The organism is Laceyella putida (assembly GCF_042665195.1).
Lineage (GTDB): Bacteria > Bacillota > Bacilli > Thermoactinomycetales > Thermoactinomycetaceae > Laceyella > Laceyella putida.
Genome location: NZ_JBHTBW010000006.1, coordinates 260,607 through 286,947, shown reverse-complemented (window position 1 = coordinate 286,947; position 26,341 = coordinate 260,607). Strand labels below are relative to the sequence as shown.

Here is a 26,341-nt window from a genome sequence, read left to right as displayed (position 1 = left end):
GGTAGCTGAGGATGACTCTTACCTATCCGACCCGAAATGGGCAGATGCTACCCTCGATTCCTAACGGAATCTGCCGAGGATAGAGGATGCATCACATGCAAGGAAATACGACGAGCGGCTTAGGCATCAACAAAGCGGATGTGAAGCATTGTATTTATGATGTGTTAATAGATGAAGCACCAGCGGAACAATCCATCTTGCCGACCATGTTGCAAAACCTCTACCTGATTCCCGCCACGATTCAATTGGCGGGGGTGGAAATTGAACTGTCGCAAGTGATTTCGCGGGAGAAACGTTTAAAAAGTGCGTTGCAAACGGTAAAGAACCGCTTTGATTACATCTTTATTGATTGCCCGCCGTCTTTAGGGATCATTACTCTCAATGCCTTAACCGCTGCCGAATCGGTGTTGATTCCGATTCAATGTGAGTTTTATGCATTGGAGGGATTGGGGCAACTTCTCAATACAATTCGGATTGTACAGAAGCATTTAAATAAAGAACTGGAGATTGAAGGGGTCTTGCTAACGATGTTTGATGCCCGTACCAATCTCTCGTTGCAAGTGATGGAAGAGGTGAAGAAGTACTTCCAAACAAAGGTGTATGACACGGTGATTCCACGCAATATTCGTTTAAGCGAGGCGCCGAGCCATGGTCAGCCCATTATTTTGTATGATGCGCGTTCACGTGGAGCGGAATGCTACAATGAATTGGCAAGAGAAGTGGTGATGCAAAATGAGTAAACGTCTGGGCCGAGGATTAGATGCGTTGTTTTCACAAGTTGATGTGAAAGAGGAAGATGTGGTAAATGAGGCGGAGATCCAAGATCTTCGCCCCAATCCGTATCAACCGCGCAAAAACTTTGATGAAGATGCGTTAAAAGAACTGATGGAATCGGTTAAGCAGCATGGGATCGTCCAACCTCTGGTTGTGCGCAAAAGCATTCGCGGCTATGAGATTGTGGCTGGAGAGCGTCGTTTCCGTGCGGCCAAACTGGCGGGATTGACCACAGTTCCCATTGTGGTGCGTGATTTTACCGATGAGCAGATGATGGAGATTGCGCTGGTCGAAAACCTGCAACGGGAAGACTTAAATCCAATCGAAGTCGCTTTTGCTTACCAAAAGCTGATGAATCACTTGTCGATTACGCAAGAAGAGCTGGCTGAGCGTGTAGGGAAAAGCCGTCCGCATGTGGCCAATTTTCTGCGTTTGCTTCAATTGCCGGCAGAGGTTCAAGAGGATGTTTCACGTGGAACATTATCCATGGGTCATGCCCGCACCTTGTTGGGGGTCAAAGACCCGGACATGTTAAAAAAGCTGGCTGAGAAAGTGAAAAAAGAAAAACCGAGTGTCCGACAGTTGGAGGAGTGGGTTCAGAAGATGAACCAAGTCGCCCCCAAAAAAGAAAAGCCGAAAGCGCCAGCCACCGATCCGTTTATTAAACGGTATGAAGATGTGTTGCAGCAAGTATTCAGTACGCCAGTCCGAATTAAGCATGGGCGAAAAAAAGGGAAAATCGAAATCGAATATTTCTCGGAGCGGGAGTTGGAGCGCTTGATTGAAATGTTAAATGGCGAGCGCGTGATTGAATAAAACAGGAGGAAGAGCACGTTGATCTATTTGGATAATGCTGCTTCAACATGGCCCAAGCCATCTGAAGTAGCGGAAGCGACGAAGGCAGCGATTGTGGATTTCGGCGCTAATCCGGGTCGGGGCGGCCATCGTTTGGCGCGCAAGGCGGAACAGACGATAGCGGAAACAAGAGCCAAATTGGCTCGCTTGTTTGGCGTGCGGGATCCCGATCGTTTTCTCTTTTGCTTCCATACGACACATGCCACTAATCTGGCGATTCAAGGAATCTTATCAACAGGAGATCATGTGATCATTTCGGGTTGGGAACACAATGCGGTAGCCCGCCCGGTCACATGGCTTGCGCAAGCCAGAGGAGTTGAGGTCAGCGTGGTGGAGCCGCCTGAATCAGGTGAGTCGGGGGACTGGCTCGCTGTGATCAAAGCCGCTGTGACAAATAGAACGAAGCTCCTGATCACGATTCATGGCTCCAATGTAACCGGGGAAGTATTGCCCATTGTGGATATTGGCCACTTTGCCCGTGAACGTGGGATCACCTATATGGTTGATGCCGCGCAAACGGCAGGCTTGCTCCCGTTCCAGCTAGATGAATGGCCGGTCGATCTTGTCGCTTTTCCAGGACATAAAGGCCTATATGGCCCGCAAGGGACGGGTGGCCTTTATGTTGCTGCTGGGGTTTCCTTGCGACCATTGCTATTCGGGGGCACCGGGAGTCGTTCTGAGGAAGTGGAACAGCCGATGGATTGGCCGGGAGGCTTTGAAAGTGGGACCCCCAACACTCCTGGCATTGCCGGGTTGGGTGCCGGGCTGGATTTTGTCCTGAACACAGGGATAGACCAAATTTACCAACATGAAATGGAATTGGCTCGGTTGTTGTGGGAAGGGTTAAAAGCGCAAGAGGGTGTGCGGTTGGCAACGGAAGAGATGCCGCCGCTTCCCTTGTTCTCTTTTAATCTGGTTGGCTTAGATGGGCAAGAGGTGGCGATGATTCTTGATCAACATTATGATATTGCGGTTCGCGCTGGTTATCATTGCGCGGCCTTGAAGCATCGGAGTTTAGGAACGGAAGCAGGGGCGATTCGGGTCAGTCCCGGGTATTTTAATACCTCGTCCGAGATGGATGCGTTTCTCCGCGCAATTGCTGAGATTCGGCAATATCTCCTGTAATCATGGAAAAAGACCGTCTGCCAAAGGGGAGACGGTCTTTTTCGTTTCATCGGATGCCTTTTATGCTGAGAGAGAAGGGAGTTTCGAAAGTGCTTTTTTGATTGAAGCGGAGATGACTTCAGCCATATTCATCACTAAACTCAGTCGGGTGTTTTGTAGTACAAAGTATTCCATGAATCCTGATACGTTGACGATGCCGGTGATGTGAATGTGCCCCACTTCGGGAAGGGTTTTATTCACACCGGCCCCTGGTTTTAACGGGCCCAATCCCAGTTGAATCGAGCCTACGCTTTTAAAGTGTCCCAGGCAAGCGTCGATGGCGATGACGAGCGAATGGGGATGTTCACAGGCTATTTTCTCCAGCGTTTCTTGGAGATTGAGTGCATGAACGGGGTCATTCAGCGTGCCATAAACCCAAAGACCTGGCAGGGGATCCTTGCTTAAGAGAGTGCCGACAAGCGGACCTAAAGAGTCGCCAGTCGAACGATCAGTACCAATGCAAACACAGATGATTTCAGGGCAAGGGGTAAAGGAACGGCAAGCGAATGCGAGTTGATTCGCAAAATCTTCATCTGCCAAGGGATGTGTATATTCAACCCGAAAGGGAAAGGCCGTTTTATGCACTGGATGGGCAGAGGCATATTCTTTCATCTAACAACCCTCCGAGAATAAATTCTTTAACAGTATACGGATTTGCGAGAGAAAATATACATAGGTTGATAGAGAGGAAAGGATTTAACCGAAGTTTAGCCAACGAGCAAAAGAAAGAGAATATATAATGGAAGAGGGGGCCTGGGTCAACGTGATTGGACAAGCGCCTGGCGCGTAAGACAAGGATTTTTCGACGCTTGTGGAAGTGGGTAAAACAGCGTCACCGGTGTTGGATGGGTGACTTCATCGCCAACCGCTTCACTTGTTTCCGGAGGTGGTGCAAAAGCGGCAAAACAGAGAGAACCGCAGGGTGAAGAAGGCAAGACCAGGCCTTTCAAGGTGTTTTGCGCCTTGAAAGATGAGGTTAAGTTGTCATGACCCGAAACAAATCTATCACCAACAGGTGGGAAACATTGTGCATCAACGGAAGTAGGATGGTGGGGAAAAGAGGGATTGAGCGATGTTGTATGCGTTTCTTAAGCGGTTGTTGCGCCAATTTTTAGCTCTGTATCATCGGATTGAAGTGATAGGATTGGATCGAATCCCAACCAACGGCGCCTTTATATTGGTAGGAAATCATGTGAGTTATGCCGACCCTTTTTATATCGGAGCAATGATAGATCGAAGAGTTCATTTTATGGCAAAGCAAGAAGCGTTTAAGATCTCGCTGTTTCGGTGGTTCCTCCACTTTGCGGGCGCATTTCCGGTCAATCGGGAAAAACCGGAAGCGCAAACGATTCGCACGGCCTTGGGCTATCTGGATCGGGGGGGAGTTGTAGGCATTTTTCCTGAAGGCGGGATTCGCGGAGACAATCATTTTGAAGAGCTTAAGCAGGGAGCCAGTTATCTGGCCGTAAAAAAGAATTGTTTGATTATCCCCGTATTCATCCAGGGAGCTGAACGCGCCTTGCCCAAAGGGAGCTTCTGGCTTCGACCAGTGAAAATTACGATTAAAATCGGCCAAGCCATCACTCCTCCCCAGTCAGGGACAGCAAAGGAAAAGCAAAAGGCCGTCAGCTTGGCGATGCAACGGCAATTGCGGCTATTAAAAGAAGGGACGCAACATGTACAAACAGGTTGAATTTTAATCGATGCCTTTCTATAATTGTAGCATGAATAGAAGAGAGAGTGATCTGAATTGCAAATGAAGCAATTTGGTCTTGGTGATATTGTAGAAATGAAAAAAGCGCATCCTTGTGGAACGAATGCATGGAAAATTATTCGCATGGGGGCCGATATCCGCATGAAGTGCACAGGATGTGAGCACAGTGTATTGCTCCCTCGCAGCCGGTTTGAAAAAAGATTGAAGCGCATATTGGCTTCGGCGAATGAACCGGATGCAATGGAATAAGAGGGTGGCGGTTCTCTCCGCAACGCGGGCTAAGGCGATCTCTCCGTTCAAGAGATCGCCTTATATATTGTAAATATTGGATAGGATTTCCCTTTTGTTTTCACGAAAGATAGAATTGAATATTCATGTCAAAGGAGAAATTGTTTATGTCTAAAAAAGCGCGGGGTCGCATACATAAGTTGGTTGCTGTTGCGGGAGCATTTGCCTTGCAACTGCCCCCGGGTGAAGGCGGAAGCATCTCCTATGACGCCCCGTTTGTGGAAATGCCGCCTGTAACCGTCACCTTGCATTAAGGATGACACGTGGGTTCCTTGTTGGATTCATCGCTGTGCTTGCCACCATCATTCCGCTCCGCCGGGCAGAGTTTCTTTTTTCTTGAAAGGCTTGGTGGACAGCCCCATTTTACTCAATGGAACTCCTTCTCACTTTTCGCTATAATGGACAAGGATTCGAATATCAGGACGGTGTTCGGTAAAACTCGGACTTAAGAGGAGGAGCCAAAAACATGGCGTTAGCTACAGGAATCGTCGGATTACCCAACGTGGGAAAATCCACGCTGTTTAATGCGATCACACAAGCCGGGGCAGAGTCTGCCAACTATCCATTTTGCACGATTGACCCCAATGTGGGAGTCGTCGACGTGCCGGATAAGCGTTTAGATAAATTAGCGGAATTGATTAAGCCGCAACGGGTTGTTCCCACATCCTTTCAATTCGTCGACATCGCCGGATTGGTGAAAGGCGCAAGCCGTGGTGAAGGCTTGGGAAACAAGTTCCTCTCCCATATCCGCGAAGTTGATGCGATTATTCATGTGGTTCGTTGTTTTGAAGACGAGAATATCACTCATGTGGCCGGCAAAGTGGACCCGGCTGCCGATATTGAGACGATTACCCTTGAGTTGGTGTTGGCTGACTTGGAAACGGTTGAAAAACGGTTGGAACGAGTGCAAAAACAGAAGAAAAGCGGGGACAAAGCGGCGGCGCAAGAGTATGACATCCTGGCGCGATTGCAACAAGCCTTGGCGGAAGGAAAGCCGGCGCGCGTGGTGGAGTTGGATCAAGAAGAACGTAAAGTGATTAAGAGCTTGAACCTCTTGACGATGAAAAATGTCCTTTATGCGGCCAATGTAAGTGAAAAGGATATCGCCAATGCGGATGAAAACCCCTATGTGCAGGTGGTGAGGGAAATCGCCGCGGGTGAGGGAGCCGAAGTGGTGCCGATCAGCGCCCAAGTGGAAGCGGAAATCGCCGAGCTGGAAGGGGATGAACGCGCCATGTTTTTGGAAGAGTTGGGATTGGAGCAGTCCGGACTGGACCGCTTGATCGGGGCTGCGTATAAGTTGCTTGGTTTAATCACTTATTTTACCGCGGGTGAAAAAGAAGTGCGGGCTTGGACCATCCGCGAGGGCACCAAAGCGCCGCAAGCAGCAGCGGTGATCCATACCGATTTTGAACGTGGGTTTATCCGCGCCGAGGTGACGGCGTATGAAGACTTGATTGCCTGCGGATCGCAAGCCATGGCCAGGGAGAAGGGATTGCTGCGTTTGGAAGGAAAGGATTATGTTGTTCAAGATGGGGACATCATGACTTTCCGCTTCAATGTGTAGAGCTTATTTCAAAATGGGAAAATGGCGGAAAAAGCTTTTTGGTGTGAGCGTCTTGTCGCACGAGAAACAGATTGTTCGCTACCGCTTTTTTATTCTTTCGTTCGGGTTGTTCATTGATTTATTTCTTGTTTTCTGCTACAATTACTAATCGTACGTATTAGACGTTTTCTCCTTGCTCTGCGCTGCAAAGCAGGGCCGTTAAAGTCCAGAAGGAGGTGTAGAGGATGCATAACTACGAAATCATGTTCATCGTACGTCCAGATGTGGATGAGGAAACCGTAAAAGCAACCCGTGAAAAGGTACAAGCGACCATCACGGAAAACGGTGGAGAACTGACCAACATCGACGACATGGGTAAACGCCGTCTTGCTTATGAGATTAACAACCATCGCGAAGGTCTATATAGCGTTTACACTTTCAAAGGTGAAGCTGGCGTGGTTGACGAACTGGATCACGTGATTCGCATCAATGACAACATTATGCGTCATTTGATCATCAACATCGACGAAAAATAAAATTGTTTTATATAGATAAGGTTGATCATTAGCAAGGGAGAGAGGTTCAATGTTAAATCGGGTCATCTTAGTTGGACGGCTTACCCGCGATCCGGAGTTGCGTTACACTCCAAGCGGAGTGGCCATTGCGCGCTTCTCCATCGCGGTAAACCGGAACTATACGAATCAGCAAGGGGAAAGAGAAGCTGACTTTATCAATATCGTCACGTGGCGTGGATTAGCGGAGAATTGCGCTAATTACCTGAGAAAAGGCTCTTTGGTTGGAGTCGATGGCCGTTTGCAGACGGGTAAATATGAAAACCAAGAGGGGCGTACCGTCTATACCACCGATGTGGTGGCTGAAGATGTGCGTTTCTTGGAGCCGAAAAATCGAAGCGAGTCCGCTTCTGATTTCGGTGGTGGTTCATATGGTGGTAACTCCTACGGTGGAGGGAAAAACAACAATTATGGCCGCAAATCGATGGATGACCCCTTTGCTGATGATGGCCAACCCATTGACATCTCTGATGATGATCTGCCTTTCTAACGTTCGCTCAGCTTGCTAAATAAGGAAGGAGGGAATTTCCCATGGCTCGTCGTCGCGGAAATAAGCGTCGCAAAGTCTGCTATTTCACTGTGAACAAAATCGAGTACATCGATTACAAAGATACGGACTTGCTGCGTAAATTCATCAGCGAGCGTGGCAAAATCTTGCCACGTCGCGTAACGGGTACCAGCTCCAAATACCAACGTCAGTTGACCCGTGCAATCAAAAGAGCTCGCCAAATGGCTCTCTTACCATATACCAACGATTAATCGGCAGAACAGGGGTGTGCGTCGCCCCTGTTTTTCGTATGCAAAAGAAGGAAAATAATGGTTCAGTGTGGAAGCATCTCCTAAACTTGTTTACATTTGAAGGAGTGCAACCATATGAGTCGGCCTGAACGAGGAGTGCAATTCGCCAAAAGCGTAAAGGTGATCGAGTGGTTAAAGACGGAGATCCTTGATCAGATTGCCAACCTATTTCGGGGAATTCTTCATGCCAATCAGCATATGATGATAGATAGTTTGTCTAGTTTGGTTATCTCGGTATATGTGATGGCGAGACGCATGGGTTTTTCTTTTCGCGAGCTCGATCAGGCAGTCATTCACAAATTGCGTGAGCATGTACATGAAGGTCATCAATTAGAACAATGGTACGGTGATTTGTCTTCTTTGGAAGAATATGTGAACAAGAGGTGACAAGCTTTTGTCTCAAGAGTTAAAAGGGGGATGGAAGGACAGCCTTCTTGCCTGCGGGGGGTTTCTCTTCCTTCTTGCCTCTTTATTTATCCCTATTCTTCAGTTTGTTGCCCTTTGGCTCCTTCCCCTCCCATTCCTCCTGCTCAAGGTAAAACAACCTTGGTCAGTCACCTTCGTTCCGCTCGGTTTGTTGGTTGTTCTGTTTCTCTTTTTTCCGATTCCGTTTTTCATTTGTTTGTTTCTTTTTGCTTGGCTGAGCGGCAGTGTGATGGGGTATTTATATCGTAAAGAAGAGACGACGGGAACGGATATTGTGTTGGGGGGAATTGTGGCTGGGTTAATCAGTTCTTGGCTCATTCTCCTGGTGGGACAACTGGTTTTTCAATTATTCTCCCGTTTGACCGCCATTTGGATGCAAGAATGGACAGAAACGATTCGCCTTATGAAGGCAAATGGGGTCGTTTTGCAGGATGGAGCGGCGGGGTTACCGCTCTCGATTGCGTTTCCGATTTTGTTGTTTATGCTGATCGTCCCTACGGCGATCGCAACGTTTATGGTGGCCCGCCGTTGGTTGATTCGCGCAGGATTTCCCGGGAAATCGTTGCCGCCGTTTTATGAGTGGCGTTTGCCCCGCATCTTTTTTACCGCTTATCTGTTATTGATGATCGGCATGCTGTTTCAGGCGGACAGCGGGGCATCCGGCAAGTGGATGCTGGGTTTTTTCTACCTAATGCAAATCTTGATGGTGCTGCAAGGCTGCTCGTTTGTGCTATTTCTCCTGCAGCGTAAGTGCGGGCGCATCCATTGGGGAATCTATGTGCTGTTGTTTGTGCTTGTGCTTCCGTTTTCGCCGCTCTTCATGTTACTCGGGTTTATCGACACGGGCATAGATCTTCGAAGCCGTATCGACAAAAGATAAGCCCGTAGTGACAATCATTCAACAAGCCGAATATGATAAAGCAACATGCCTGACAATCCAAGTTTTGGCGGTGGTGATGGGAGGCTAATAGTTGCTCTATGTCGCAACTGGGGTAAAATAAGAGTTAGATGCAAATGCAGGGTGGATAGTTTGAGGGGATAGAAATGATGCCGAAGTTTGTTATACAAAGATGGCATGGATATCATATGATTTTTGCCATGTGTTTTAGCCTGATCTTAATCGCTTTGCTTTCCACATACAAATGGATCTACGGCCTGATCGGACTCGTGTTTTTTGTGGCACTGGCCCTGGTTTTATATCGGGCGGAACGGGCCTTTCGCCATGATTTCACTGAGTATGTGTTGACCTTGAACCATCGGGTGAAGAATGCGGGACAAACGGCGATCGATGGGATGCCGATTGGGATTCTCCTATATGATCGGTCTGGTCATGTCGAATGGTGCAATCCGTTTATTGTGGGGATGATGGGCGATCGTGAGCGATTGATCGGGGAATCGCTGGAGGAGCTTTTCCCGCAATTGAAGGAAGAGGGAGAGCGGGAGACCCCTTTCACGATTCAGCTGGACGAGCGTGTTTATGAAGTGACCCATCAACCGGAGGAACGGGTTTATTTTTTCCGGGACATTACGCAATTGGAGAGCTTGAGGAAAGAGCTTCACGACGCACGTGTGATATTTGGTTTCATCCATTTGGATAACTTTGATGAGGCTGGACAAGGATTGACGGATCAAGAGGCTACGCTTTTGTTATCTAATGTGACGGGGACGATTTCCAAATGGGCACTGGATTATGATATCACCCTCAAACGTCTCGATACAGATAAGATGTTTTTGGTGGCGGAGCAACAATCGCTGGAGCGTCTGATGAAGTCGCGCTTTGAGATATTGGACGTTGTTAGGGAGATGACGAGGCAGAACAAGATTCCGATCACGCTGAGCATCGGGATTGCCAGTGTCGGTGAGACGCTGATTGAAAGAACGCAAAATGCCCATGCCGCTCTGGACATCGCTTTGGCTCGCGGAGGGGATCAGGCCGCGGTAAAGCAAGGCGAGGAAACCATTTTCTTTGGCGGCAAGACCAATGCGGTTGAAAAACGGACAAGAGTCCGCGCGCGCGTGATATCCCATGCGATGAGCAATTTGATTCAAGACAGCAAGCGAGTGGTGGTCATGGGTCATACTCAGCCGGATATGGATGCGTTGGGCGCAGCCATCGGCGTGGTCAAGTTTGCTTTGATTCATGATTGCGAAGCGCACATTGTGTTGGACGAAGAGAATCCTTCCATTGAACGCTTGTTGGCCGCCGTACGCCATCATGCTTATTTGGGGGATATGCTGATCCAACCTGAAAAGGCGCTTCCTTTGGTTGACGATCCCGATACGCTCTTGATTCTGGTTGACACGCACAAACCGTCGTTGGCGATGGACCTTCGCTTGTTGGAACGGGCCCGCCGTGTCGTCGTGATTGACCACCACCGCCGCGGGGAGGATTTTGTGAAGGATCCCGTCTTGGTTTACTTGGAGCCTTACGCGTCCTCGACCAGCGAACTGGTGACGGAACTTCTTCAGTACCAGGATCAGCGGTTATCCATGGATACATTGGAGGCGACGGCGCTTCTGGCAGGGATTGTTGTCGATACGAAGAACTTTGCTTTTCGCGCCGGTTCACGCACCTTTGAAGCGGCCTCCTTCCTGCGGAGGCATGGCGCTGATCTCATGATGGTGCAATCCCTTCTAAAAGAGGATTTGAACCAGTATGTCAAACGGGCGGAGATCGTCAAGTCCACCGAATTGGTGCGCGGCGATATCGCGGTTGCGGTTGGTGAAGAAACGGAAGAGTATGATCAATTGCTGATTGCGCAAGCGGCAGATACACTATTAAATATGCAAGGCATTCGCGCCTCCTTTGTGATCGGTCGCCGCGGTGACGGACTGATTTCGATCAGCGCGAGATCGCAAGGAGAAATCAATGTCCAAGTCATCATGGAGCAACTGGGTGGCGGCGGCCACTTGACCAATGCGGCTTGCCAATTGAAAAACGGGTCACTGAGCGAGGCAAAATCACGCCTCATTCACGTGTTGCAAGAGAACTTGGATGGAGGGCCGGAGAAATGAAAGTGATTTTACAACAAGACGTCAAAGGAACAGGCAAAAAAGGGGAAGTCAAGGAAGTATCTGAGGGATACGCGCGCAACTTTTTGTTTCCGCGGAAATTGGCGATTCCCGCGACCGAAGGGAATATGAACACCCTAAAGGAGAAGCAGCGCCTGGAAGCGAAGCGCAAAGAGGAAGAATTAAAGGAAGCGCAAGAGCTGGGCAAGCGGATCGACACGTTGACGGTGAAATTGTCCACCAAGACAGGGGAAGGTGGACGGGTGTTTGGTTCTATCACGTCCAAACAAATCAGTCAAGCCTTAAAACAGCAACATCAACTGCAAATCGATAAGAAAAAGATTTTGTTGGACGAGCCGATCCGTGCGCTGGGAGTGACCAAAGTTCCTGTGAAGCTCCATCCCAAAGTGTCGGCAACCTTGTCTGTGCATGTGGTGGAAGAATAAACAAGTGTCACAACCGGATGGTTCCAAATGTGTGGATCAGAAGCAGGTTGGCTCACTCCCGTGTACAGGTTGGGTGGGAGTGAGCCTTGCCCTTGCAAGAAAGATGTTCTTAAAAGCTCTCCACTTCATTGGAGTGCTTTTTTATGGGAAAAGGAGGAGAAACGATGAGTGACTTGTTTGCTGATCGTCTACCTCCGCACAATCATGAAGCGGAACAAGCTGTGTTGGGTGCCATTTTGCTGGAACCCAGTGTGCTGGTTTCCGTAAACGAGCGCTTAAAGCCAGATGACTTTTATCGCCAGGCCCACCAACGTTTATTTCAAGTGATGAATGAATTGGGAGAACAAGGAGAACCCGTTGATTTGGTCACCCTGACAGCTGAGCTGAAAGACCGGAAGCTGTTGGAGGAAGTTGGGGGCGTGACCTATCTCAACGAATTGGCCAGTGCCGTGCCTACCGCAGCCAATGTCGATTATTACGCCAAGATTGTAGAGGAGAAAGCGGTACTACGCCGGTTGATCCGGACTGCGACCCAGATTGCGATGTCGGGTTACGGTGGCAACGATGAATTGAACCAATTGCTCAATGAAGCCGAAAAGCGGATTTTGGAAGTGTCCCAACGCCGCATACGCGGCAGCGGATTTATTCCAATCCAGGAAGCATTAATGGAGTCTTATGAGCAGATTGAAGCGTTGCACTTCAACAAGGGTGGCATCAGTGGGATTCCTACGGGATTTGTTGATTTGGATCGGATGACTTCTGGCTTGAAAGGGTCAGAGCTGATTATTTTGGCCGCAAGACCGGCGATGGGGAAAACGGCTTTTGCGCTTAACTTGGCCCAAAATGCGGCAGTGCGGAGTGGACAGACAGTAGCCATCTTCAGTTTGGAGATGGGGGCTTCTCAATTGGTGTCTCGGATGCTGGCTTCCGAAGGGAATATTGATGCCCAAGCGTTTCGGACGGGGAATTTAAATGAGGAAGATTGGGAAAAGCTAACAATGGCGATGAGTACGCTAAGTGAGGCACCGATTTTTATCGATGATTCACCTGGTGTGACGGTGTATGATATTCGCGCCAAATTGCGCCGCTTACAGGTTGAACGCGGATTGGGACTCGTGGTCATCGATTATCTGCAACTGATTTCGGGGCGTGGTGGGGGCGAGAGCAGACAACAGGAAATTTCCGAAATCTCGCGGTCGTTGAAGTTGATGGCGCGGGAATTTGATGTTCCCGTCATTGCGTTGTCGCAGCTGTCACGCGCGGTGGAACAGCGTCAAGACAAGCGTCCCATGCTGTCTGACTTGCGGGAATCGGGATCGATTGAGCAAGATGCCGACGTGGTGGCCTTTTTGTATCGGGATGATTATTACAATGAGGATTCTGAGAAAAAGAATATCGCTGAGCTGATTATTGGGAAGCAGCGGAGCGGTCCCGTCGGAAAGGTGGAACTTCTTTTCCTTAAGAACTACAACAAATTTTTAAGTTTGGATATAAAACAACCAGCCATAGCCGAATGATTCTTTGTGATATTTCTATTAATGTTCGTATTTTTATTGACAAATTCGCTACAATACTGGTAAAATGAAGCGGTACATGAATATGATGTTCGGAATTTGTACCGCTGAGGGGGAACAAGACGATGTCCACGGTGGTTGTTGTAGGTACCCAGTGGGGAGATGAAGGTAAAGGGAAGATTACGGACTTCTTGGCAGAAAAGGCGGAGGTTGTCGCGCGTTACCAAGGAGGAAACAATGCTGGCCACACCATTGTGTTTGGTGGCACTCGGTATAAACTGCATATGATTCCGTCCGGTATCTTCTACAGTGACAAGATTTGCGTGTTGGGAAACGGGATGGTGGTGAATCCGGAAGCGCTGGTGCGGGAACTGGACTATTTGCATGAGTATGGCGTATCTACCGATAACTTGCGCATTTCCGATCGGGCCCATGTCATCATGCCTTATCACCTGCGTTTGGATTTGGCGGAAGAAGCGAGTAAAGGCTCCGACAAGATCGGGACAACCGGCAAAGGGATCGGTCCCGCTTATATGGATAAGGCGGCTCGCGTGGGAATTCGCATCAGCGATCTGTTGGATAAGGAATTGTTCAAGGACAAACTGAAGCGCAATCTGGAAGAGAAGAATCGTATCTTGGAACGTCTTTATGGACAAGAAGGGTTTACCTTCGAGGAGATTTATGAGCCATATCTCGCGTGTGCGGAACGGATTCGCCCCTATGTCGTCGATACGTCGGTTGTCTTGAATGATGCGATTGACCAAGGTAAGCGTGTCCTGTTTGAAGGGGCACAAGGGGTGATGCTGGATATCGACCAAGGGACTTATCCGTTCGTCACTTCGTCCAATCCGGTTGCAGGGGGCGTATGTATCGGTTCTGGTGTGGGCCCAACCAAGATTCATCAAGTGGTTGGGGTAGCCAAAGCGTACACCACCCGTGTGGGCGATGGCCCATTCCCAACGGAACTGTTCGATGAAACCGGCCAGTTGATTCGGGAAGTGGGCCGCGAGTACGGTACAACCACAGGACGCCCGCGCCGTGTGGGCTGGTTTGACAGCGTGGTGGTACGACATGCGCGCCGTGTGAGCGGAATTACCGGCCTGTCCCTTAACTCGCTCGATGTTTTGACGGGTCTCAACACGGTTAAAATCTGCACCGCTTATGAATGCGAAGGTCAAATCATAGAGAACTATCCCGCTAACTTGGAAACGCTGGCGAAGTGCAAACCGATCTATGAAGAGTTGCCGGGTTGGAAAGAAGATATCACAGGGGTGCGCAAATTCCATGACTTGCCGCTGGAAGCCCAACACTATGTGGAGCGCGTGGCGCAATTGACGGGCATTCCATTGGCGATCTTCTCTGTGGGACCGGGTCGTGACCAAACGATTCAAGTTCGTCCTGTATATGCCTGACAAATGAAAGAAAGCTCCGCTTGGCGGAGCATCTTTGCAGCACGCTGGAGATGGGAGTGACTGAGTCACTCCCGGCCAGTGTGCTTTTTTACTTATGGTATGTTTCGCCCCGAATGATCTTAAAGGCCCGATAGATTTGCTCCAGAAGAAAAACGCGGATCAGTTGATGGGGGAAGGTCATGGCGGAGAAAGATAGCAGCAGGTCAGCCCGTTTCAACACCTCCGGCGCGATTCCGTAAGACCCGCCGATGACAAAGGCGACTTGGCTTTGTCCGTAGGTGCCCAATTGTTCCAGTCTTTTGGCAAACGCCGGGGATGAAAGGGACTTCCCTTCAATGGCTAAGGCGATGGCGAACGCATCGGGGGAGAGGGCTTTTAATATGCGCTCCCCTTCCTTTTGTTTGATCAGCGCCACTTCCGCATCATGAACGGGGTCTTGCCCCTTCTCCTCGTTTACTTCCACCACTTCCACTTTGGCGTAGGGGGTGAGCCTCTTTAAGTATTCCTCACATGCTTGTTTTAAGTATTTTTCTTTTAATTTGCCTACGGTAATGATTTGGATTCTCATAAGTTCCTCGATTCGGTTTGTTCGATTTGCAATTGATAACGGGGGCGTCCCCCACACCAAAAGCACGCGGCTTTGGCGTCTGGTTCCTCCATGATTTCCATGAGGGGGGCTTGCGCGTAGTTATCCACAATTTCATCCAATACGATATTGATGTGTTCGTCACAAGCATACCATTTTCTTGTCTCCGATGAAGCCATCCACCGTTTCACTCCTTAGACGACATAAGTTATTCATAGGTTATCCACAATATCCACAAATTTATCAAAAGACGGAGAAAAGGAAAAGCCCCGTTTTCATTCACGGGGCTTTTCGGCAACCTTTATCTCAGTTCGCCTGGGGCTTCAGCCAAGGTGATTGTGGCCGTTTGTTTCTTGCCATCCCGATAGTAGGTGACTTCCATCTTATCGTTGACGGCTTTTTTGCTGTACATATATTGTCTCACATCAGAGCCGGATTTGACCGCTTGGCCATCCAATGCGACGATGACATCTCCGGGTTCCATTCCCGCCGCGTCAGCTGGGGAGCCGGGTTCCAACTCATAAATCGCCACGCCGGAAGTGATGCTGTTGGGAAGATTGAGTTGTTGCAGGGCTTCTTGGGTGAGATCGGAAATATCGACCATTTGCACTCCCAGATACGGACGGGCCACTTTGCCGTAACGAATCAATTTCTCGATGATCGGACGTGCATCATTGATGGGGATCGCAAAGCCGAGCCCTTCCACTCCCTGTTCCGCGATTTTAAGGGTATTGATCCCGATCACTTGGCCGGCGATATTGACCAGGGCGCCGCCGCTGTTGCCCGGATTGATGGCGGCATCGGTTTGGATGACATCTGTGGTGGTTTGTGCATCGACCCTAAAGGCGCGCTTGGGGGAGCTGATGACGCCGGTGGTGACGGATTGGCCCAACCCAAGCGGGTTTCCGATGGCGATGGCGGGCTCACCGGCCGTAAGCTGATCAGAGTTGCCCAAGTCGGCGACCGCGGTCACATACTTGTCGCTGATTTCCAAAACGGCCAAGTCAGTCAATTGGTCGCCACCCAGAAGGCGTGCTTCAACCTCTTTGTTTTTCTCGCCTCCGGAAGGAATGATCACCTTAAAACGGCTGCCACCTTGAATGACGTGGTAATTGGTGATAATTCGCGCTTTGCCACCCGTTTTTTCAAAAACGATTCCCGAACCGGAGCTTTGCTGCATTTCCTCTGTTTCGAAGAAATTGAAGGAACGCTTTAGATTGATGACACCAACCACAGCCGGAGCGGCTTTTTTGACCGCATCGGTGACGTTGGTGTTCACTTTGACGGTGGTCACTTGTTTGTTGCCCACCGTCGTCTGCGGCAGGTTGCCATCAAGCGATGGGAAAAGACCGAGACGCGATAAGGTTGGACTGAGCAATAAGACGATTAACCCCCCGATGACCGCGGATATGATCGCAGTCATGATGGGTGAGGAAGGGCGTTTTGGTTGATGGTAGTCTTGATGATCATAATAACCCATGTCATTTCCCTCCTTAACCAATATGTATGGAATCGATTCGCTCTCATTATTTGAACAACTTACATGTATTATACTAAATCTCCAATCGGACGAGTAGATTTTCACCCCACCATAAGGATACTGACGGATGGAGAGAGGGGGATCGGTGGCTATGCGGTCTTGTTAGTTCCATTGTAAAGAGGTTATGTGAAGTTGATGTGGAGAAGGATTGTTCTGTGTGTGTCAAGACCGCAAGCTCAATGGACGGCGTCAAGTCTTTTCTCATATATAAGTTTGAAAAATAGGAAAAATGAGGAGAATAATAGAAGATAACTATACAAGTCATTAGGAGATGAGAGAATGAAAAGGAGAAAGCAACCTCCCATCAATGCGTTGGAGCGGTTTGCTGAGGTGGATTTGGGAGCGCAGCTGGCTGACCTGAAGTTGGCGTTTTATCAACAGAGTTTACTGTTGTCGGCATTAATTGACCATCTTGTCGATAAAGGCTTGATCGAGCCGGAGGAACTGGCGGAACTGGCGGCAAGAATAGATAAGGAGATCACGGCGTCAATCGAAGAATAAGGGTAGCCCATCCTTGGATGGGGCTACCCTTTATTTGGCTTTTACGGCTTTCAGTGGCGTCGGGCGGTCATCATAGGTGGGCCAGAGATGAACGTCGCGCCCCACCTGCATGCCGGTCTCTTCGATGATGTTTTTGACTGTCAGATGTGCCAGTTCACTTAAGTTATTATCCCGGCTCAAGTGGGCCAGATAGACGTTTTCGCCCCATCCTTTGAGGATTTCCGTCAGCGCCGCGCCGGCATCTTCATTGGACAGGTGTCCCGTATCGCTTAAAATGCGCCGTTTCACATTCCATGGATAAGCCCCCATGCGCAACATCTCCACATCGTGATTGCTCTCCCAGACAATCGCATGGGAGCCGCTCACCCGATCGATAATTCGTTGGTTCACATAGCCCAGGTCGGTGACGATGGAGAGGATGTCGTCACCATGTTGGATATGGAACGCGACAGGCTCCGCGGCATCATGGGAGATGGCAAACGACTCGATTCGCAAATCCCCCAGTTCCAGTGCCGCGCCTGTTTCCAAGACATGTTGCAATGGTTCGGGGACTTCCCCCACGCTGCTGGGGAGATGACGCCAAGTTGCCTCGTTCATATAGATGGGAATCTGGTAGCGGCGGGACAGCACCCCCAATCCCCGCACATGATCAATATGCTCATGGGTTACGAAAATGGCGGACAAGGTGGAGGGATCGATATCAATCTGCCGCAAGCGCTGTTCAATCTGTTTGCCGCTTAGGCCCGCATCCACCAAGACCCTGACGCCATCCGATTCGATAAAAGTGGAATTGCCAGTGCTCCCACTGGCCAACACACTAAACTTCATAGCGTCTTCGTTCCTTTGTTTTCATTTTGTTGCTTGGGCGTGATCTCCATTTTTTCGTTGGCCCCGCGTTTGGTGGCATTCAAGTAGATCAGATTGTCCCCGACTTCAAATTGCCAATAAGGAACGAGAATATCTTTTTCCCCGCTGTAGGCTTTGGCGCGATAACCCAGTTTGGGCTGGGAAATTGACGCAGGACCGCTTGTGTCATAGTTGATGATGACCTGATAAAGCGCGCTTGGATAAGTCAACAGCTCTTCCTCCGTTGGCAACTGGGACAGTTCATAATGAACCAGATGAAGCGCTTTGATTGCGGAGCCAACCAACTCCACTTCCAACGTGGCATCCCAAATCGGTCTTCCTTTGACCGTTTGCACATAGACACGCTTGTCTTTGGCTTCGGCCATCGGTTTGTAATCGCCAAAGTCAGGCACTTCTTTGCTCAACAGCCCAGCCAATTCCCGATCACTTCGATAGGCGAGCGGAGCGGCGAAGGTTTTGCTGTAGCTGCCCCGCTCGTTCTTTTTCCAACCATCCAGCGTGACCGGCGTGACGGTGGCATTGAACGCCGCCAGTTTGGCCGGGGTCTTGGATGGTTCATCAGGAAAGCGGATGTTATTCTTTTTGGCGATTTGCTTTAACTGCGCAAGCGAGATTTCTTCCGTTTCCACATAATCAGACTGCTGCTTGACCAATTGATTCAATTGTAAGCCGAGAAAGAGATTCAACACGATAAAGGCAATGATCAAAATCGTTTTGGCACGACTCCAATCCATGGAGAAATCCTCCCTATGACGTTGGCGAACCAATTAAGAACTGTTTTCCAGCCGTGGTGAGCACCACCCAGACAGGGGTGAGCTGGATTTTATTCGCGTTATAGAATTTGGCCTCATAACCGGGGGAGATTTGTTCAATCGCGGTTAAGGGGATTTTGCGCTCGCTCAATTGGCGAAGCACTTCATCCCGGTCAAGGAGATTGGCTTCACCGGTGCGGGTTCCTTCGATCATATAGGAGGCCGACCGCACATATTGCTTGATTCCGTCAGCGCCACCGCTGGCTCCCGCTTGGAATTGCAACACATCGGGATAAATCGTTTGCTCGCTCGGCTGGTTCCAGTAAACGGGAAGGCCGGCGATGATGCGGCGGAAGGTGAATTGGTTGGTTTCCGCTTCTTCTTTTACGGGTTCGACCCAGTCCAGCAAATAATCGCCTGTCCAGCCGCGATGCCTTTGCACAAACTTGTTGATATCGTACAATTGGTCTTCAACCATGAGGTTCTTGGATTCTTCCGCCGGCACATCTTCACTGTACTGCAACGAATTAACTCTCTTATTATAAATGAGTCGTTGGTCTTCGGACATGTAAAGATTTTCATCGTGAATGACGATCGGTTCCACCTTGGACGAGGTCAACAGCCATTCTTTGATATCATCAATCTCGATCTGTTCCGTTTTGTAGTTCCATGTGGGCAACGGGGGCGGTGTCGTTGGCAGATAAAATATGCGCGACCAGGGCAGGTTCTCATTGGCCTTATCCCAAGGCATTTTGCCATTGGCCACCACTGGCGCCAACTCCACTTGCGCCTGTTGCCGGGCTTGTCCCATGGCTTTTTCCAACGCGGAAGGATCGAGATGGAGTGCCGCCTGCCAAATTTCTCCCGTATCGTCGGAGATCAGCCAGATCTGCGGTTGCCCCCCATTGACATAGAGCAGGATGCGACTGGTCTCCGCGGGCAGGTGAAGCGAAAACTGCTCCAAGATGGAAGCCTTGAAGAAAGCGTCCAAGGACTCCACATTCACATCACGGGCAAACTGCAACTGGAGTGAAGGGCCATCAAGCAGGCGCTTCTTCCATTCTTCCGACTTCACGTGGCTGATCTTCTCAAACTGGGTGATATTGGCGTCCCTGATGCTGTTGACAATGGATTGGTATTCCTCGCGATCGGGATGGATCCAGGTTGTTTTGCCGCCTTGGGTGACGATGAGCTGATAGGGGGCGACAAATTGCCTTGAGTTTTTTTCGTTATACTTGTCCCCAGTTAATACGGTCGGCGGCCTATAACCATCGGGTTTTTGTTGGTACCCGGGCGAGTAGAACCACAGAAATCCCGTAAGCACGAAGCTGAGGGTGACAAGGATGATCAGCACGACGGTTTTGATGTGTTCCACCCATTTTTGTTCCACCTTGATCACCTCCGACTGACGGGGGGCAGAGTAAAGGTAACGACGGTTCCTTTTTGGTACACGCTGTCGATGGCGATCTCCCCTTCATGCGCATGCACGATCTCCTGGGCGATCGCCAACCCGAGACCGGTGCCCCCAAGGCTGCGTGAACGGGCTTTGTCCACGCGGTAAAAGCGTTCGAAGATCCGGCCCAGATCTTGCTTGGGAATGCCGATGCCGGTATCGGCAACACCCACTTCCACCATTCCGTCGGGTTTGCGCTTGGCGACGACCGCGACGGAACCGCCTTCCGGGGTGTATTTGATCGCGTTGGACACGAGGTTGTCCAGCACTTGCATCAACTTGTCCGGATCGGCGTAGACACGCGGGAGTGAACCGTGGACATAGAGGGTGAGACTGATTTGTTTCTGTTGGCATTGGAAGCGGAATCGGTCCATGGTCTCTTCCAAAATCTCTGTCAGCACCAACGGTTTTTTGTAGAACTTCGACTTTTGCGCGTCAAGGCGGGAGAGTTGCAACAAGTCTTGAATCAAGCGCGTCATGCGGTCCGCTTCTTGGCGGGCCACCTTGAGGAAGCGCGTCGCCAGTTCCGGCTCTTCAACCGCCCCATCCTCCAATGCTTCGATGTAGCTTTTGATCGTGGTCAGCGGCGTGCGGAGCTCATGGGACACATTGGCGACAAAATCTTTCCGTTGCCGATCCAGCTTCTCCTGTTCGGTCACATCTTCAAGCACCGCCACCATCCCGATCAAGCCATCCCCTTTCAACTTGATGGGCGTAAAGTTGATCTTCAGCACCGCTTGGTTTTCCGCCTCGGGATGAGAGTGTTCAACAAAAGTTTGGCGGGGTTCCTTGATGGGCAATTTCAACGGCTCCGACAGGGATAAGACTTCCTCGATGGAGCTGCCGAGCGCGATGGGACGATCCAGCAACTTCTCCGCGGGGATGTTTTTCACGATGATTTTCCCTTGCAAATCGGTCGCGATCACCCCGTCGCTCATATTGGCCAAGACGGATTCCAACTTCTCCGTCTCCTCTTCCTTTTCCTTGATCGCGGTGCGCAGGTGGGCGGCCAGGTCGTTAAAGGCGATGGCCAACTGGCCGATTTCATCTTCGCTTTTCACCGCCACCTGACGGTCAAAGTCACCGGAGGCCATCGCCGTCGCCTGTTCGGTGATCGCTTTGACGGGCAGGGTGATGGTGCGGGCCAGGATGATCACGAGGAAACCTGTTGCCACCAGGGCCACCATCGCGATTTTTACGAGGATCGTGCTGATCCTGTAAATGCGGTCATAAGTCGGTTGCAACGGCGTTTCCAAATAGAGGGCGCCCAGTTCCCGATTCCGCTCATCACGCAGTTTGAGCACATAGACTTGAAAGTCGTTCCCCTCAGCATCCTTCACTTTGGCGAAGGGTTGTTTGGCGTTCACTTCATCAGGCAGGTTATTGGGCAATTTATAGATTTTCTCTTGCGGTTCGTTGGATGCGATCACCCAGTTGTTTTGATCGATCAACCGCACGATGGTGTAATATTTGCTCGTGTTGGGCGCCGCTTGCAACAAGCGGGTGCGCAACCGTTTGTCGCGGTTTCGGTCATTGTCGGATTCCGCTTCCAGTTCGGGTGAGACAATGAGGGACAGCACGTCCCCCTGTTCCTTCAATTGCGCGCGCAAGTCATTCACAAATACCGATTCGAGTTGGCGAATGAAGTAGACGCCAACCAGTTGCATGGCCATGAAGATCAACAGGATATAGATCACGACCAATTTCCATTGCACGCTGTTCATCAATTGCGTCCATTTCTTCATTGATCTTACCACCCAATTATCTGTCCGCATGGGGGTCGCGAATGGTATAGCCGATTCCGCGCCGTGTGATGATGTACTTCGGCGCGCTTGGATCATCCTCGATCTTTTCGCGCAAACGGCGAATCGTCACATCGACGGTGCGTACGTCACCGAAGTAGTCATAGCCCCAAACGGATTGCAGTAGATGTTCTCTGGTCAGTACTTGATTGACATGCTTGGCCAGGTAGAGGAGCAATTCAAATTCGCGATGGGTTAGGTCAATGACGCGATCCTGCTTGCTGACGATAAAGCTGTGCGGGTCAATCGTCAATTCCCCGATGACGAGGTTGCTTTTGTTGTTTTCCTCCCGCACCGCTTCGTGACGTTGCGACTGGGTGCGGCGCAGGTTGGCTTTGATCCGCGCCAAGAGTTCGCGATTGCTGAACGGCTTGGTCACATAATCATCGGCTCCCATCTCCAATCCCAACACCTTGTCCAATTCGGAATCTTTGGCCGTCAACATGATGATGGGAAATTGGAAATGCTGACGCACTCTTCGACAAACTTCGATTCCATCGGCGCCGGGCAGCATCAAGTCCAACAACATCAGGTCCGGCGGCGCGCTCAACACCTTTTGAATGGCTTCATCCCCGTCATGGATGCAGTCCACTTGATATCCCTCTTTTTCCAAATTGAACTTAATAATATCGGCAATGGGCCGTTCATCTTCCACCACATAGATTTTAGCGCTCACGTTCAGATCCCTCCTGGACATAAAAAGCGTAAAACCATTGTCCCACAAGAAGATCGGGAAAACAATCGCCTGTCCATTAAACCATTTTAACAGATTTGCGCAAGATGTCCCCCACTTCTAAAGTGGCGGGATGAATGGCGCTTTCGTACATGTTGCTAACTCGCAGACGGAGGAGGTTCGTCATCGATGGTTTGCGGAAACAGGAAAAATTGGGTAAAGGCGGAGTGCCGGGGCGGGATGGAAGAGAATAAAGATAAGGGGAGTGAAAGGGTGGGTGACATATGAAGAGAATGCCAAGATATCAAACAGTTGCCAGCAAATTGAGAAAAACAGCGGTCCTATTGCGGAATGAGCAACTCAAACCATATATTCCGGAAAGTCAAAAGTACAGCAGGCAAGCGGTGCTGAGCATGTTGCGACGGCATCCGTTTGTATTTCTCAAGCCGGATATCGGCGGGGGAGGAAAGGGAGCGATCAAGCTTACCCTGAGCGGCGATCAAGTGAAGTGCCAAACGTTGAATGGAAGAAGGGTTTTGCGCATCAATGAGGTTTTTCCGTGGATTGAACGGCAGATGATTTCGGGAAGAACCTATATGGCCCAGCAAGGAATTGAGATGGCGCAAGCGGATGGGAGAAATGTCGATTTTCGCGTTCATCTGCAAAAGCCGCGTGATCATTGGTTAATCACGGGTTTTTGCGCCAAATTGGCACCTCCGGGAAGCTTGGTGACCAATCGTTGTCGAGGCGGGCAGGCACTGGAAGCGAGCCAAGCATTGAAAAAGATCTCTCATCATGATCATAAAAAAGAAAAATCACTGAATGAAGAAATATATTTCGTTTCTAAAGAAATTGCTAAAACCTTAAATGAACGCTTTACAGGTTTAAAGGAGCTTGGCGTCGATTTGACCGTTGACCAAAATGAGAATATCTGGATATTTGAGGTAAATACACGCCCGGTAATCAAACTGTTTCAGAGATTGAAAGACAAGACAGCTTATCAGCAAATCAATCGGATTCGCAAACAAATGTTGTAAAAAGATGGTAATACCTTTAATCAATAAAATAAAAATTTAAGTCTTAGCTTTTTAGGTTCGTATAGATTGTACATGCGCAAAGCATGTTTTTTTCGTTTCCGAGAATATATAACAGGATTCGACAAAGTATTCCCGTTGACGGTTTTGTAGATCACCTGTTACCATTAATATTAATTCTAGGTATTTAAAATTTTTTGATCAATCCCGGAGGTGTATTTATATGTCATCCATTACAGTTGGCGTATATCTTGGTAAAAAGGACCGTCTGGTTCGTTACTGGTATGAGATCCTGCCGAAAGGCCAATTTCCAATGCTGGTGAAATACTGCATCCAATCGTACTTGCGCAACAACTACTTCCCGCTGCAATCGATTTGCGACTCGCGTATGTTGAAGGAGCAAATCCAAAAGCGGAGCGAGTATGTGCCAACCCAACGCAACGTGACGTTCACCCCAGAAGATGGTCCGGTCTATCAATGGATCAAGAGCTTGGAAAGTGGTTACCGCAGTGAAGAGATCAAAAACATCTTGAAAGAGACGGTGGTTCACACCCTGTTGAACGAACAGATGCACTATCCGCCACGGGCAGCAGTTGGACAAGCTTCCTATGGAATGGAAGCGCATGAAGCGCAAGGCGTCTATCATCCGTATCCAGAAGAGTCGCAAAAGTTCACCTTGTTGAAGCGGGACCATATCGCGATGGAAGAGCCTTACGGTTGGGAAAAGATGAACAAGCATGTCGTTGAGAATGAAGTGGAAAGCAAGGACAAACCGGCAAAAGGTTTTAACCATCTGGTCAACTATCTCGGGTAATGGAGGCCTTTGGTCTTATCCGTGGTCACTTGCGGTGGGATGAGAAAAGATAAGACCAAGGGCATCTGCCATCCCTTCACGGCGCGCCTAGATTAACATCACGAGAAGCGAGGAGAAAAGTGCGGTGGTTAAACACAAATACACAGTTAGAATGAGTAGGGAGTCCGTTTTCGATTCAAGCGGGCTCCTTTTCATTTGGTCCGTGAAAAGAGGCGGGTTTAAAGAGCGGGCGTGGGATGCGGAAGGGATGCGGCACAAAAAAAAGCGCCAATCAGGCGCCGTTGGTGCCGCTTAGAGCGGGGACTCTTCAGGGGAAAAGTTTTTGGCCATCTCTTCCTTGAAGCCGAAGAAATAGGTGATGAGGAAGCCCGCGACATAAGAGATCAGAATTCCGATCAGATAGAGTGTGATCTGGTTTGGCTTGATCAGTAAGGTGAGGGGCAATCCCGAGACGCTGATCCCGACCGAAGCCACTTTAAACACCGCTTGGAAAGCGCCACCGACCGCCGCCCCCAGACAGGCGGTGACAAATGGCCGCCCGAGAGGCAAGGTAACGCCGTAAATCAAGGGTTCACCGATCCCTAAGATTCCAACAGGCAGGGCGCCTTTGATCACATTTCGCAGGGTTTTGTTTTTGGTCTTAACATAGACGGCAAACACGGCTCCCACTTGGCCCGCGCCAGCCATGGCCAGAATGGGTTGCAATGGATCGATTCCAGTCGCGTTCAACAATTCCATATGAATGGGAATAAGACCTTGATGAAGTCCCAACATGACTAAGGGCAGGAAGAAACCGGAGAGGATGGCACCCGCAAACAAGCCGCCTTGGTCCAATAAGGCCTGCATGCCGCCGGTGATGGCATCAGACAGGAAACCGCCTATCGGTTGCAGGGCGATGTAAGTGGCAAAGCCGGTGATCAGGACAGACACGGTGGGCGTGATGATGATATCAATGGCTTTGGGCACGAATGGCCGGATGCTTTTTTCCAGCCAGACGATAAACCAAGCAGCCAGCAGGACGCCGATTAAGCCTCCGCGACCGGGAATTAAAGCTTCTCCGAACATCTTGATGTTTTCTATATCCGGGAGAATGAGAAGCCCCCCGGCGATTCCCCCCAGGGCGGGTGTCCCGCCAAATTCCTTGGCCGTATTAATCCCCACAAAGACGGCGAGGTAAGCGAAAATCACTTTGCTCATCGCCTGCAACAGCGGAATGACCGTACTTCCCTCTTTCAGGCTGGGGAAAGAATGAATCAGCACGTTGGTGAGTCCCATGATCATCCCGCCTGCGATGATGGCCGGGATCAACGGGATGAAGATGTTTGCGAGCTTGCGCAAGAAACGTTTTACAGGGGAAACCGGACGAACTGGCCCATCTTCCGCCACACGTTCAGCCGCCTTGCCCGTCAGCTTGCTTAAGTGGGCGGACACGCGCGTGACGACACCCGGTCCCAACACAATCTGATATTCACCCGATTGCTTCACAACCCCCAATACCCCGGACAGTGACTTGAGCTGTTCCAGTTGCAACTTGGTCTCATCACGCAAGGTAACCCGCAAACGAGTCATACAATAGCCAATACTCTGAATATTATTCGCGCCTCCGATGACAGACAAGATCGATTCGGCAAGGGAGATGTCTGATTGGTTCATAATTTCCCTCCTGTATATGATGTGAAAGCGCAAACAAAAAAACTGGTGAGAAAACAGAAGAGATGAATCCTTGATGATAAGGTTAGCATAAATTCACAAAATCGTCAAAGGTCTGATCGAAACATAAAATCTTTTGTCGAAAGAG

At 49.8% G+C, this 26,341-nt stretch carries 28 protein-coding genes and 1 pseudogene; 19 read left to right on the top strand and 10 right to left on the bottom strand.

All coding sequences use genetic code 11. The annotated features are described in order from the left end of the window. Window positions 1–98: 98 nt before the first annotated feature. From ACFQNG_RS03115 to ACFQNG_RS03105, 3 genes and pseudogenes are all read left to right on the top strand, one after another. Window positions 99–740: pseudogene (locus ACFQNG_RS03115) on the top strand (ParA family protein); the annotation flags it as partial. Then, window positions 733–1,590, top strand: a complete 858-nt coding sequence (locus ACFQNG_RS03110) for a ParB/RepB/Spo0J family partition protein (RefSeq protein ID WP_379863374.1) — start codon at window positions 733–735, stop codon at window positions 1,588–1,590. The pseudogene ACFQNG_RS03115 and the gene ACFQNG_RS03110, both read left to right, overlap by 8 nt. 18 nt (window positions 1,591–1,608) lie before the next feature. Continuing rightward, a complete protein-coding gene (locus ACFQNG_RS03105) occupies window positions 1,609–2,754 on the top strand; it encodes an aminotransferase class V-fold PLP-dependent enzyme (RefSeq protein ID WP_379863373.1) in 1,146 nt (381 codons plus the stop codon). Window positions 2,755–2,814: 60 nt separating this feature from the next. On the opposite strand, the gene yyaC is transcribed toward ACFQNG_RS03105, so the two are convergent. Next, complete coding sequence (yyaC, locus tag ACFQNG_RS03100) at window positions 2,815–3,405, bottom strand: spore protease YyaC (RefSeq protein ID WP_379863372.1); 591 nt, start codon at window positions 3,403–3,405, stop codon at window positions 2,815–2,817. A gap of 460 nt (window positions 3,406–3,865) precedes the next feature. Between yyaC and ACFQNG_RS03095 the strand changes: the two genes are divergently transcribed. From ACFQNG_RS03095 to ACFQNG_RS03035, 13 genes are all read left to right on the top strand, one after another. After that, entirely contained in the window at window positions 3,866–4,486 is a 621-nt protein-coding gene (locus ACFQNG_RS03095; RefSeq protein WP_379863371.1) for a lysophospholipid acyltransferase family protein, read from the top strand. A 57-nt stretch (window positions 4,487–4,543) separates the two neighbouring features. Beyond that, window positions 4,544–4,756, top strand: a complete 213-nt coding sequence (locus ACFQNG_RS03090) for a DUF951 domain-containing protein (protein ID WP_379863370.1) — start codon at window positions 4,544–4,546, stop codon at window positions 4,754–4,756. A 146-nt stretch (window positions 4,757–4,902) separates the two neighbouring features. Beyond that, window positions 4,903–5,049: a hypothetical protein gene (locus tag ACFQNG_RS03085; RefSeq protein ID WP_379863369.1), complete on the top strand. Its 147-nt coding sequence runs from the start codon at window positions 4,903–4,905 to the stop codon at window positions 5,047–5,049. Between the two features lie 212 nt (window positions 5,050–5,261). Next, a complete protein-coding gene (ychF, locus tag ACFQNG_RS03080) occupies window positions 5,262–6,362 on the top strand; it encodes a redox-regulated ATPase YchF (protein ID WP_379863368.1) in 1,101 nt (366 codons plus the stop codon). 224 nt (window positions 6,363–6,586) lie between these two features. After that, window positions 6,587–6,877, top strand: coding sequence for a 30S ribosomal protein S6 (gene rpsF / locus ACFQNG_RS03075; RefSeq protein ID WP_379863366.1), 291 nt, complete (start codon window positions 6,587–6,589; stop codon window positions 6,875–6,877). A gap of 49 nt (window positions 6,878–6,926) precedes the next feature. Beyond that, complete coding sequence (ssb, locus tag ACFQNG_RS03070; RefSeq protein WP_379863364.1) at window positions 6,927–7,403, top strand: single-stranded DNA-binding protein; 477 nt, start codon at window positions 6,927–6,929, stop codon at window positions 7,401–7,403. Between the two features lie 41 nt (window positions 7,404–7,444). Continuing rightward, window positions 7,445–7,672: a 30S ribosomal protein S18 gene (rpsR, locus tag ACFQNG_RS03065; protein WP_379863363.1), complete on the top strand. Its 228-nt coding sequence runs from the start codon at window positions 7,445–7,447 to the stop codon at window positions 7,670–7,672. A 114-nt stretch (window positions 7,673–7,786) separates the two neighbouring features. Then, window positions 7,787–8,098: a MazG-like family protein gene (locus ACFQNG_RS03060; protein ID WP_379863362.1), complete on the top strand. Its 312-nt coding sequence runs from the start codon at window positions 7,787–7,789 to the stop codon at window positions 8,096–8,098. Between the two features lie 7 nt (window positions 8,099–8,105). Then, window positions 8,106–9,017, top strand: coding sequence for a DUF2232 domain-containing protein (locus ACFQNG_RS03055; protein ID WP_379863361.1), 912 nt, complete (start codon window positions 8,106–8,108; stop codon window positions 9,015–9,017). Between the two features lie 167 nt (window positions 9,018–9,184). Then, window positions 9,185–11,152 carry a DHH family phosphoesterase gene (locus tag ACFQNG_RS03050; RefSeq protein ID WP_379863360.1) on the top strand — a complete coding sequence of 656 codons (1,968 nt, stop codon included), beginning with the start codon at window positions 9,185–9,187 and terminating at the stop codon, window positions 11,150–11,152. After that, window positions 11,149–11,595, top strand: a complete 447-nt coding sequence (rplI, locus tag ACFQNG_RS03045; protein ID WP_379863358.1) for a 50S ribosomal protein L9 — start codon at window positions 11,149–11,151, stop codon at window positions 11,593–11,595. Before ACFQNG_RS03050 ends, rplI begins: the two co-directional genes overlap by 4 nt. 164 nt (window positions 11,596–11,759) lie before the next feature. After that, on the top strand, window positions 11,760–13,112 hold the full coding sequence (gene dnaB, locus ACFQNG_RS03040; protein ID WP_379863356.1) for a replicative DNA helicase: 1,353 nt from the start codon (window positions 11,760–11,762) through the stop codon (window positions 13,110–13,112). 122 nt (window positions 13,113–13,234) lie between these two features. Further along, on the top strand, window positions 13,235–14,521 hold the full coding sequence (locus ACFQNG_RS03035; protein ID WP_379863355.1) for an adenylosuccinate synthase: 1,287 nt from the start codon (window positions 13,235–13,237) through the stop codon (window positions 14,519–14,521). Window positions 14,522–14,609: 88 nt separating this feature from the next. Here the strand turns inward: ACFQNG_RS03035 and rlmH are convergent, their stop codons facing one another. The 3 genes from rlmH to ACFQNG_RS03020 all read right to left on the bottom strand — a co-directional run bounded on the left by rlmH (window position 14,610) and on the right by ACFQNG_RS03020 (window position 16,587). After that, window positions 14,610–15,089, bottom strand: coding sequence for a 23S rRNA (pseudouridine(1915)-N(3))-methyltransferase RlmH (rlmH, locus tag ACFQNG_RS03030; RefSeq protein WP_379863354.1), 480 nt, complete (start codon window positions 15,087–15,089; stop codon window positions 14,610–14,612). After that, window positions 15,086–15,286, bottom strand: coding sequence for a CxxH/CxxC protein (locus ACFQNG_RS03025; protein ID WP_379863353.1), 201 nt, complete (start codon window positions 15,284–15,286; stop codon window positions 15,086–15,088). The genes rlmH and ACFQNG_RS03025 overlap by 4 nt, the downstream gene beginning before the upstream one ends. 122 nt (window positions 15,287–15,408) lie before the next feature. Beyond that, the gene (locus ACFQNG_RS03020; protein ID WP_379863352.1) at window positions 15,409–16,587 is read right to left on the bottom strand and encodes a S1C family serine protease; all 1,179 of its coding nucleotides are present in this window, start codon (window positions 16,585–16,587) and stop codon (window positions 15,409–15,411) included. Between the two features lie 339 nt (window positions 16,588–16,926). Here ACFQNG_RS03020 and ACFQNG_RS03015 point away from each other — a divergent pair, with 339 nt between their 5' ends. Then, window positions 16,927–17,148 carry a hypothetical protein gene (locus tag ACFQNG_RS03015; RefSeq protein ID WP_379863351.1) on the top strand — a complete coding sequence of 74 codons (222 nt, stop codon included), beginning with the start codon at window positions 16,927–16,929 and terminating at the stop codon, window positions 17,146–17,148. Window positions 17,149–17,178: 30 nt separating this feature from the next. Here ACFQNG_RS03015 and ACFQNG_RS03010 read toward each other — a convergent pair whose 3' ends face one another. Genes ACFQNG_RS03010 through yycF form a run of 5 tightly spaced genes read right to left on the bottom strand, consistent with a single transcriptional unit; the run spans window position 17,179 to window position 22,698 of the window. Further along, window positions 17,179–17,976 (bottom strand): MBL fold metallo-hydrolase, encoded by a 798-nt coding sequence (locus ACFQNG_RS03010; RefSeq protein ID WP_379863350.1) that lies wholly within the window; start codon window positions 17,974–17,976, stop codon window positions 17,179–17,181. Then, window positions 17,973–18,749, bottom strand: coding sequence for a two-component system regulatory protein YycI (gene yycI / locus ACFQNG_RS03005; protein WP_379863349.1), 777 nt, complete (start codon window positions 18,747–18,749; stop codon window positions 17,973–17,975). Before yycI ends, ACFQNG_RS03010 begins: the two co-directional genes overlap by 4 nt. Window positions 18,750–18,762: 13 nt before the next feature. Then, on the bottom strand, window positions 18,763–20,157 hold the full coding sequence (gene yycH, locus ACFQNG_RS03000; RefSeq protein ID WP_379863347.1) for a two-component system activity regulator YycH: 1,395 nt from the start codon (window positions 20,155–20,157) through the stop codon (window positions 18,763–18,765). A 5-nt stretch (window positions 20,158–20,162) separates the two neighbouring features. After that, complete coding sequence (locus tag ACFQNG_RS02995) at window positions 20,163–21,965, bottom strand: ATP-binding protein (RefSeq protein WP_379863346.1); 1,803 nt, start codon at window positions 21,963–21,965, stop codon at window positions 20,163–20,165. Window positions 21,966–21,981: 16 nt separating this feature from the next. Further along, window positions 21,982–22,698, bottom strand: coding sequence for a response regulator YycF (yycF, locus tag ACFQNG_RS02990; RefSeq protein ID WP_379863345.1), 717 nt, complete (start codon window positions 22,696–22,698; stop codon window positions 21,982–21,984). Between the two features lie 281 nt (window positions 22,699–22,979). Between yycF and ACFQNG_RS02985 the strand changes: the two genes are divergently transcribed. After that, complete coding sequence (locus tag ACFQNG_RS02985; protein ID WP_379863343.1) at window positions 22,980–23,732, top strand: YheC/YheD family protein; 753 nt, start codon at window positions 22,980–22,982, stop codon at window positions 23,730–23,732. Window positions 23,733–23,952: 220 nt separating this feature from the next. Then, entirely contained in the window at window positions 23,953–24,543 is a 591-nt protein-coding gene (locus ACFQNG_RS02980; protein WP_379863342.1) for a hypothetical protein, read from the top strand. Between the two features lie 291 nt (window positions 24,544–24,834). On the opposite strand, the gene ACFQNG_RS02975 is transcribed toward ACFQNG_RS02980, so the two are convergent. After that, window positions 24,835–26,196, bottom strand: a complete 1,362-nt coding sequence (locus tag ACFQNG_RS02975; protein WP_379863341.1) for a PTS transporter subunit EIIC — start codon at window positions 26,194–26,196, stop codon at window positions 24,835–24,837. Between the last annotated feature and the right edge of the window lie 145 nt (window positions 26,197–26,341).

Bases quoted from the DNA above. Each gene is read 5' to 3' on its own strand.
- ACFQNG_RS03110 (WP_379863374.1), top strand. From the start codon at position 733: ATGAGTAAACGTCTGGGCCGAGGATTAGATGCGTTGTTTTCACAAGTT.
- yyaC (WP_379863372.1), bottom strand. From the start codon at position 3,405: ATGAAAGAATATGCCTCTGCCCATCCAGTGCATAAAACGGCCTTTCCC.
- ACFQNG_RS03095 (WP_379863371.1), top strand. From the start codon at position 3,866: ATGTTGTATGCGTTTCTTAAGCGGTTGTTGCGCCAATTTTTAGCTCTG.
- ACFQNG_RS03085 (WP_379863369.1), top strand. From the start codon at position 4,903: ATGTCTAAAAAAGCGCGGGGTCGCATACATAAGTTGGTTGCTGTTGCG.
- ychF (WP_379863368.1), top strand. From the start codon at position 5,262: ATGGCGTTAGCTACAGGAATCGTCGGATTACCCAACGTGGGAAAATCC.
- rpsF (WP_379863366.1), top strand. From the start codon at position 6,587: ATGCATAACTACGAAATCATGTTCATCGTACGTCCAGATGTGGATGAG.
- ssb (WP_379863364.1), top strand. From the start codon at position 6,927: ATGTTAAATCGGGTCATCTTAGTTGGACGGCTTACCCGCGATCCGGAG.
- rpsR (WP_379863363.1), top strand. From the start codon at position 7,445: ATGGCTCGTCGTCGCGGAAATAAGCGTCGCAAAGTCTGCTATTTCACT.
- ACFQNG_RS03060 (WP_379863362.1), top strand. From the start codon at position 7,787: ATGAGTCGGCCTGAACGAGGAGTGCAATTCGCCAAAAGCGTAAAGGTG.
- ACFQNG_RS03050 (WP_379863360.1), top strand. From the start codon at position 9,185: ATGCCGAAGTTTGTTATACAAAGATGGCATGGATATCATATGATTTTT.
- rplI (WP_379863358.1), top strand. From the start codon at position 11,149: ATGAAAGTGATTTTACAACAAGACGTCAAAGGAACAGGCAAAAAAGGG.
- dnaB (WP_379863356.1), top strand. From the start codon at position 11,760: ATGAGTGACTTGTTTGCTGATCGTCTACCTCCGCACAATCATGAAGCG.
- ACFQNG_RS03035 (WP_379863355.1), top strand. From the start codon at position 13,235: ATGTCCACGGTGGTTGTTGTAGGTACCCAGTGGGGAGATGAAGGTAAA.
- rlmH (WP_379863354.1), bottom strand. From the start codon at position 15,089: ATGAGAATCCAAATCATTACCGTAGGCAAATTAAAAGAAAAATACTTA.
- ACFQNG_RS03025 (WP_379863353.1), bottom strand. From the start codon at position 15,286: ATGGCTTCATCGGAGACAAGAAAATGGTATGCTTGTGACGAACACATC.
- ACFQNG_RS03020 (WP_379863352.1), bottom strand. From the start codon at position 16,587: ATGGGTTATTATGATCATCAAGACTACCATCAACCAAAACGCCCTTCC.
- ACFQNG_RS03015 (WP_379863351.1), top strand. From the start codon at position 16,927: ATGAAAAGGAGAAAGCAACCTCCCATCAATGCGTTGGAGCGGTTTGCT.
- ACFQNG_RS03010 (WP_379863350.1), bottom strand. From the start codon at position 17,976: ATGAAGTTTAGTGTGTTGGCCAGTGGGAGCACTGGCAATTCCACTTTT.
- yycI (WP_379863349.1), bottom strand. From the start codon at position 18,749: ATGGATTGGAGTCGTGCCAAAACGATTTTGATCATTGCCTTTATCGTG.
- ACFQNG_RS02995 (WP_379863346.1), bottom strand. From the start codon at position 21,965: ATGAAGAAATGGACGCAATTGATGAACAGCGTGCAATGGAAATTGGTC.
- ACFQNG_RS02985 (WP_379863343.1), top strand. From the start codon at position 22,980: ATGAAGAGAATGCCAAGATATCAAACAGTTGCCAGCAAATTGAGAAAA.
- ACFQNG_RS02980 (WP_379863342.1), top strand. From the start codon at position 23,953: ATGTCATCCATTACAGTTGGCGTATATCTTGGTAAAAAGGACCGTCTG.
- ACFQNG_RS02975 (WP_379863341.1), bottom strand. From the start codon at position 26,196: ATGAACCAATCAGACATCTCCCTTGCCGAATCGATCTTGTCTGTCATC.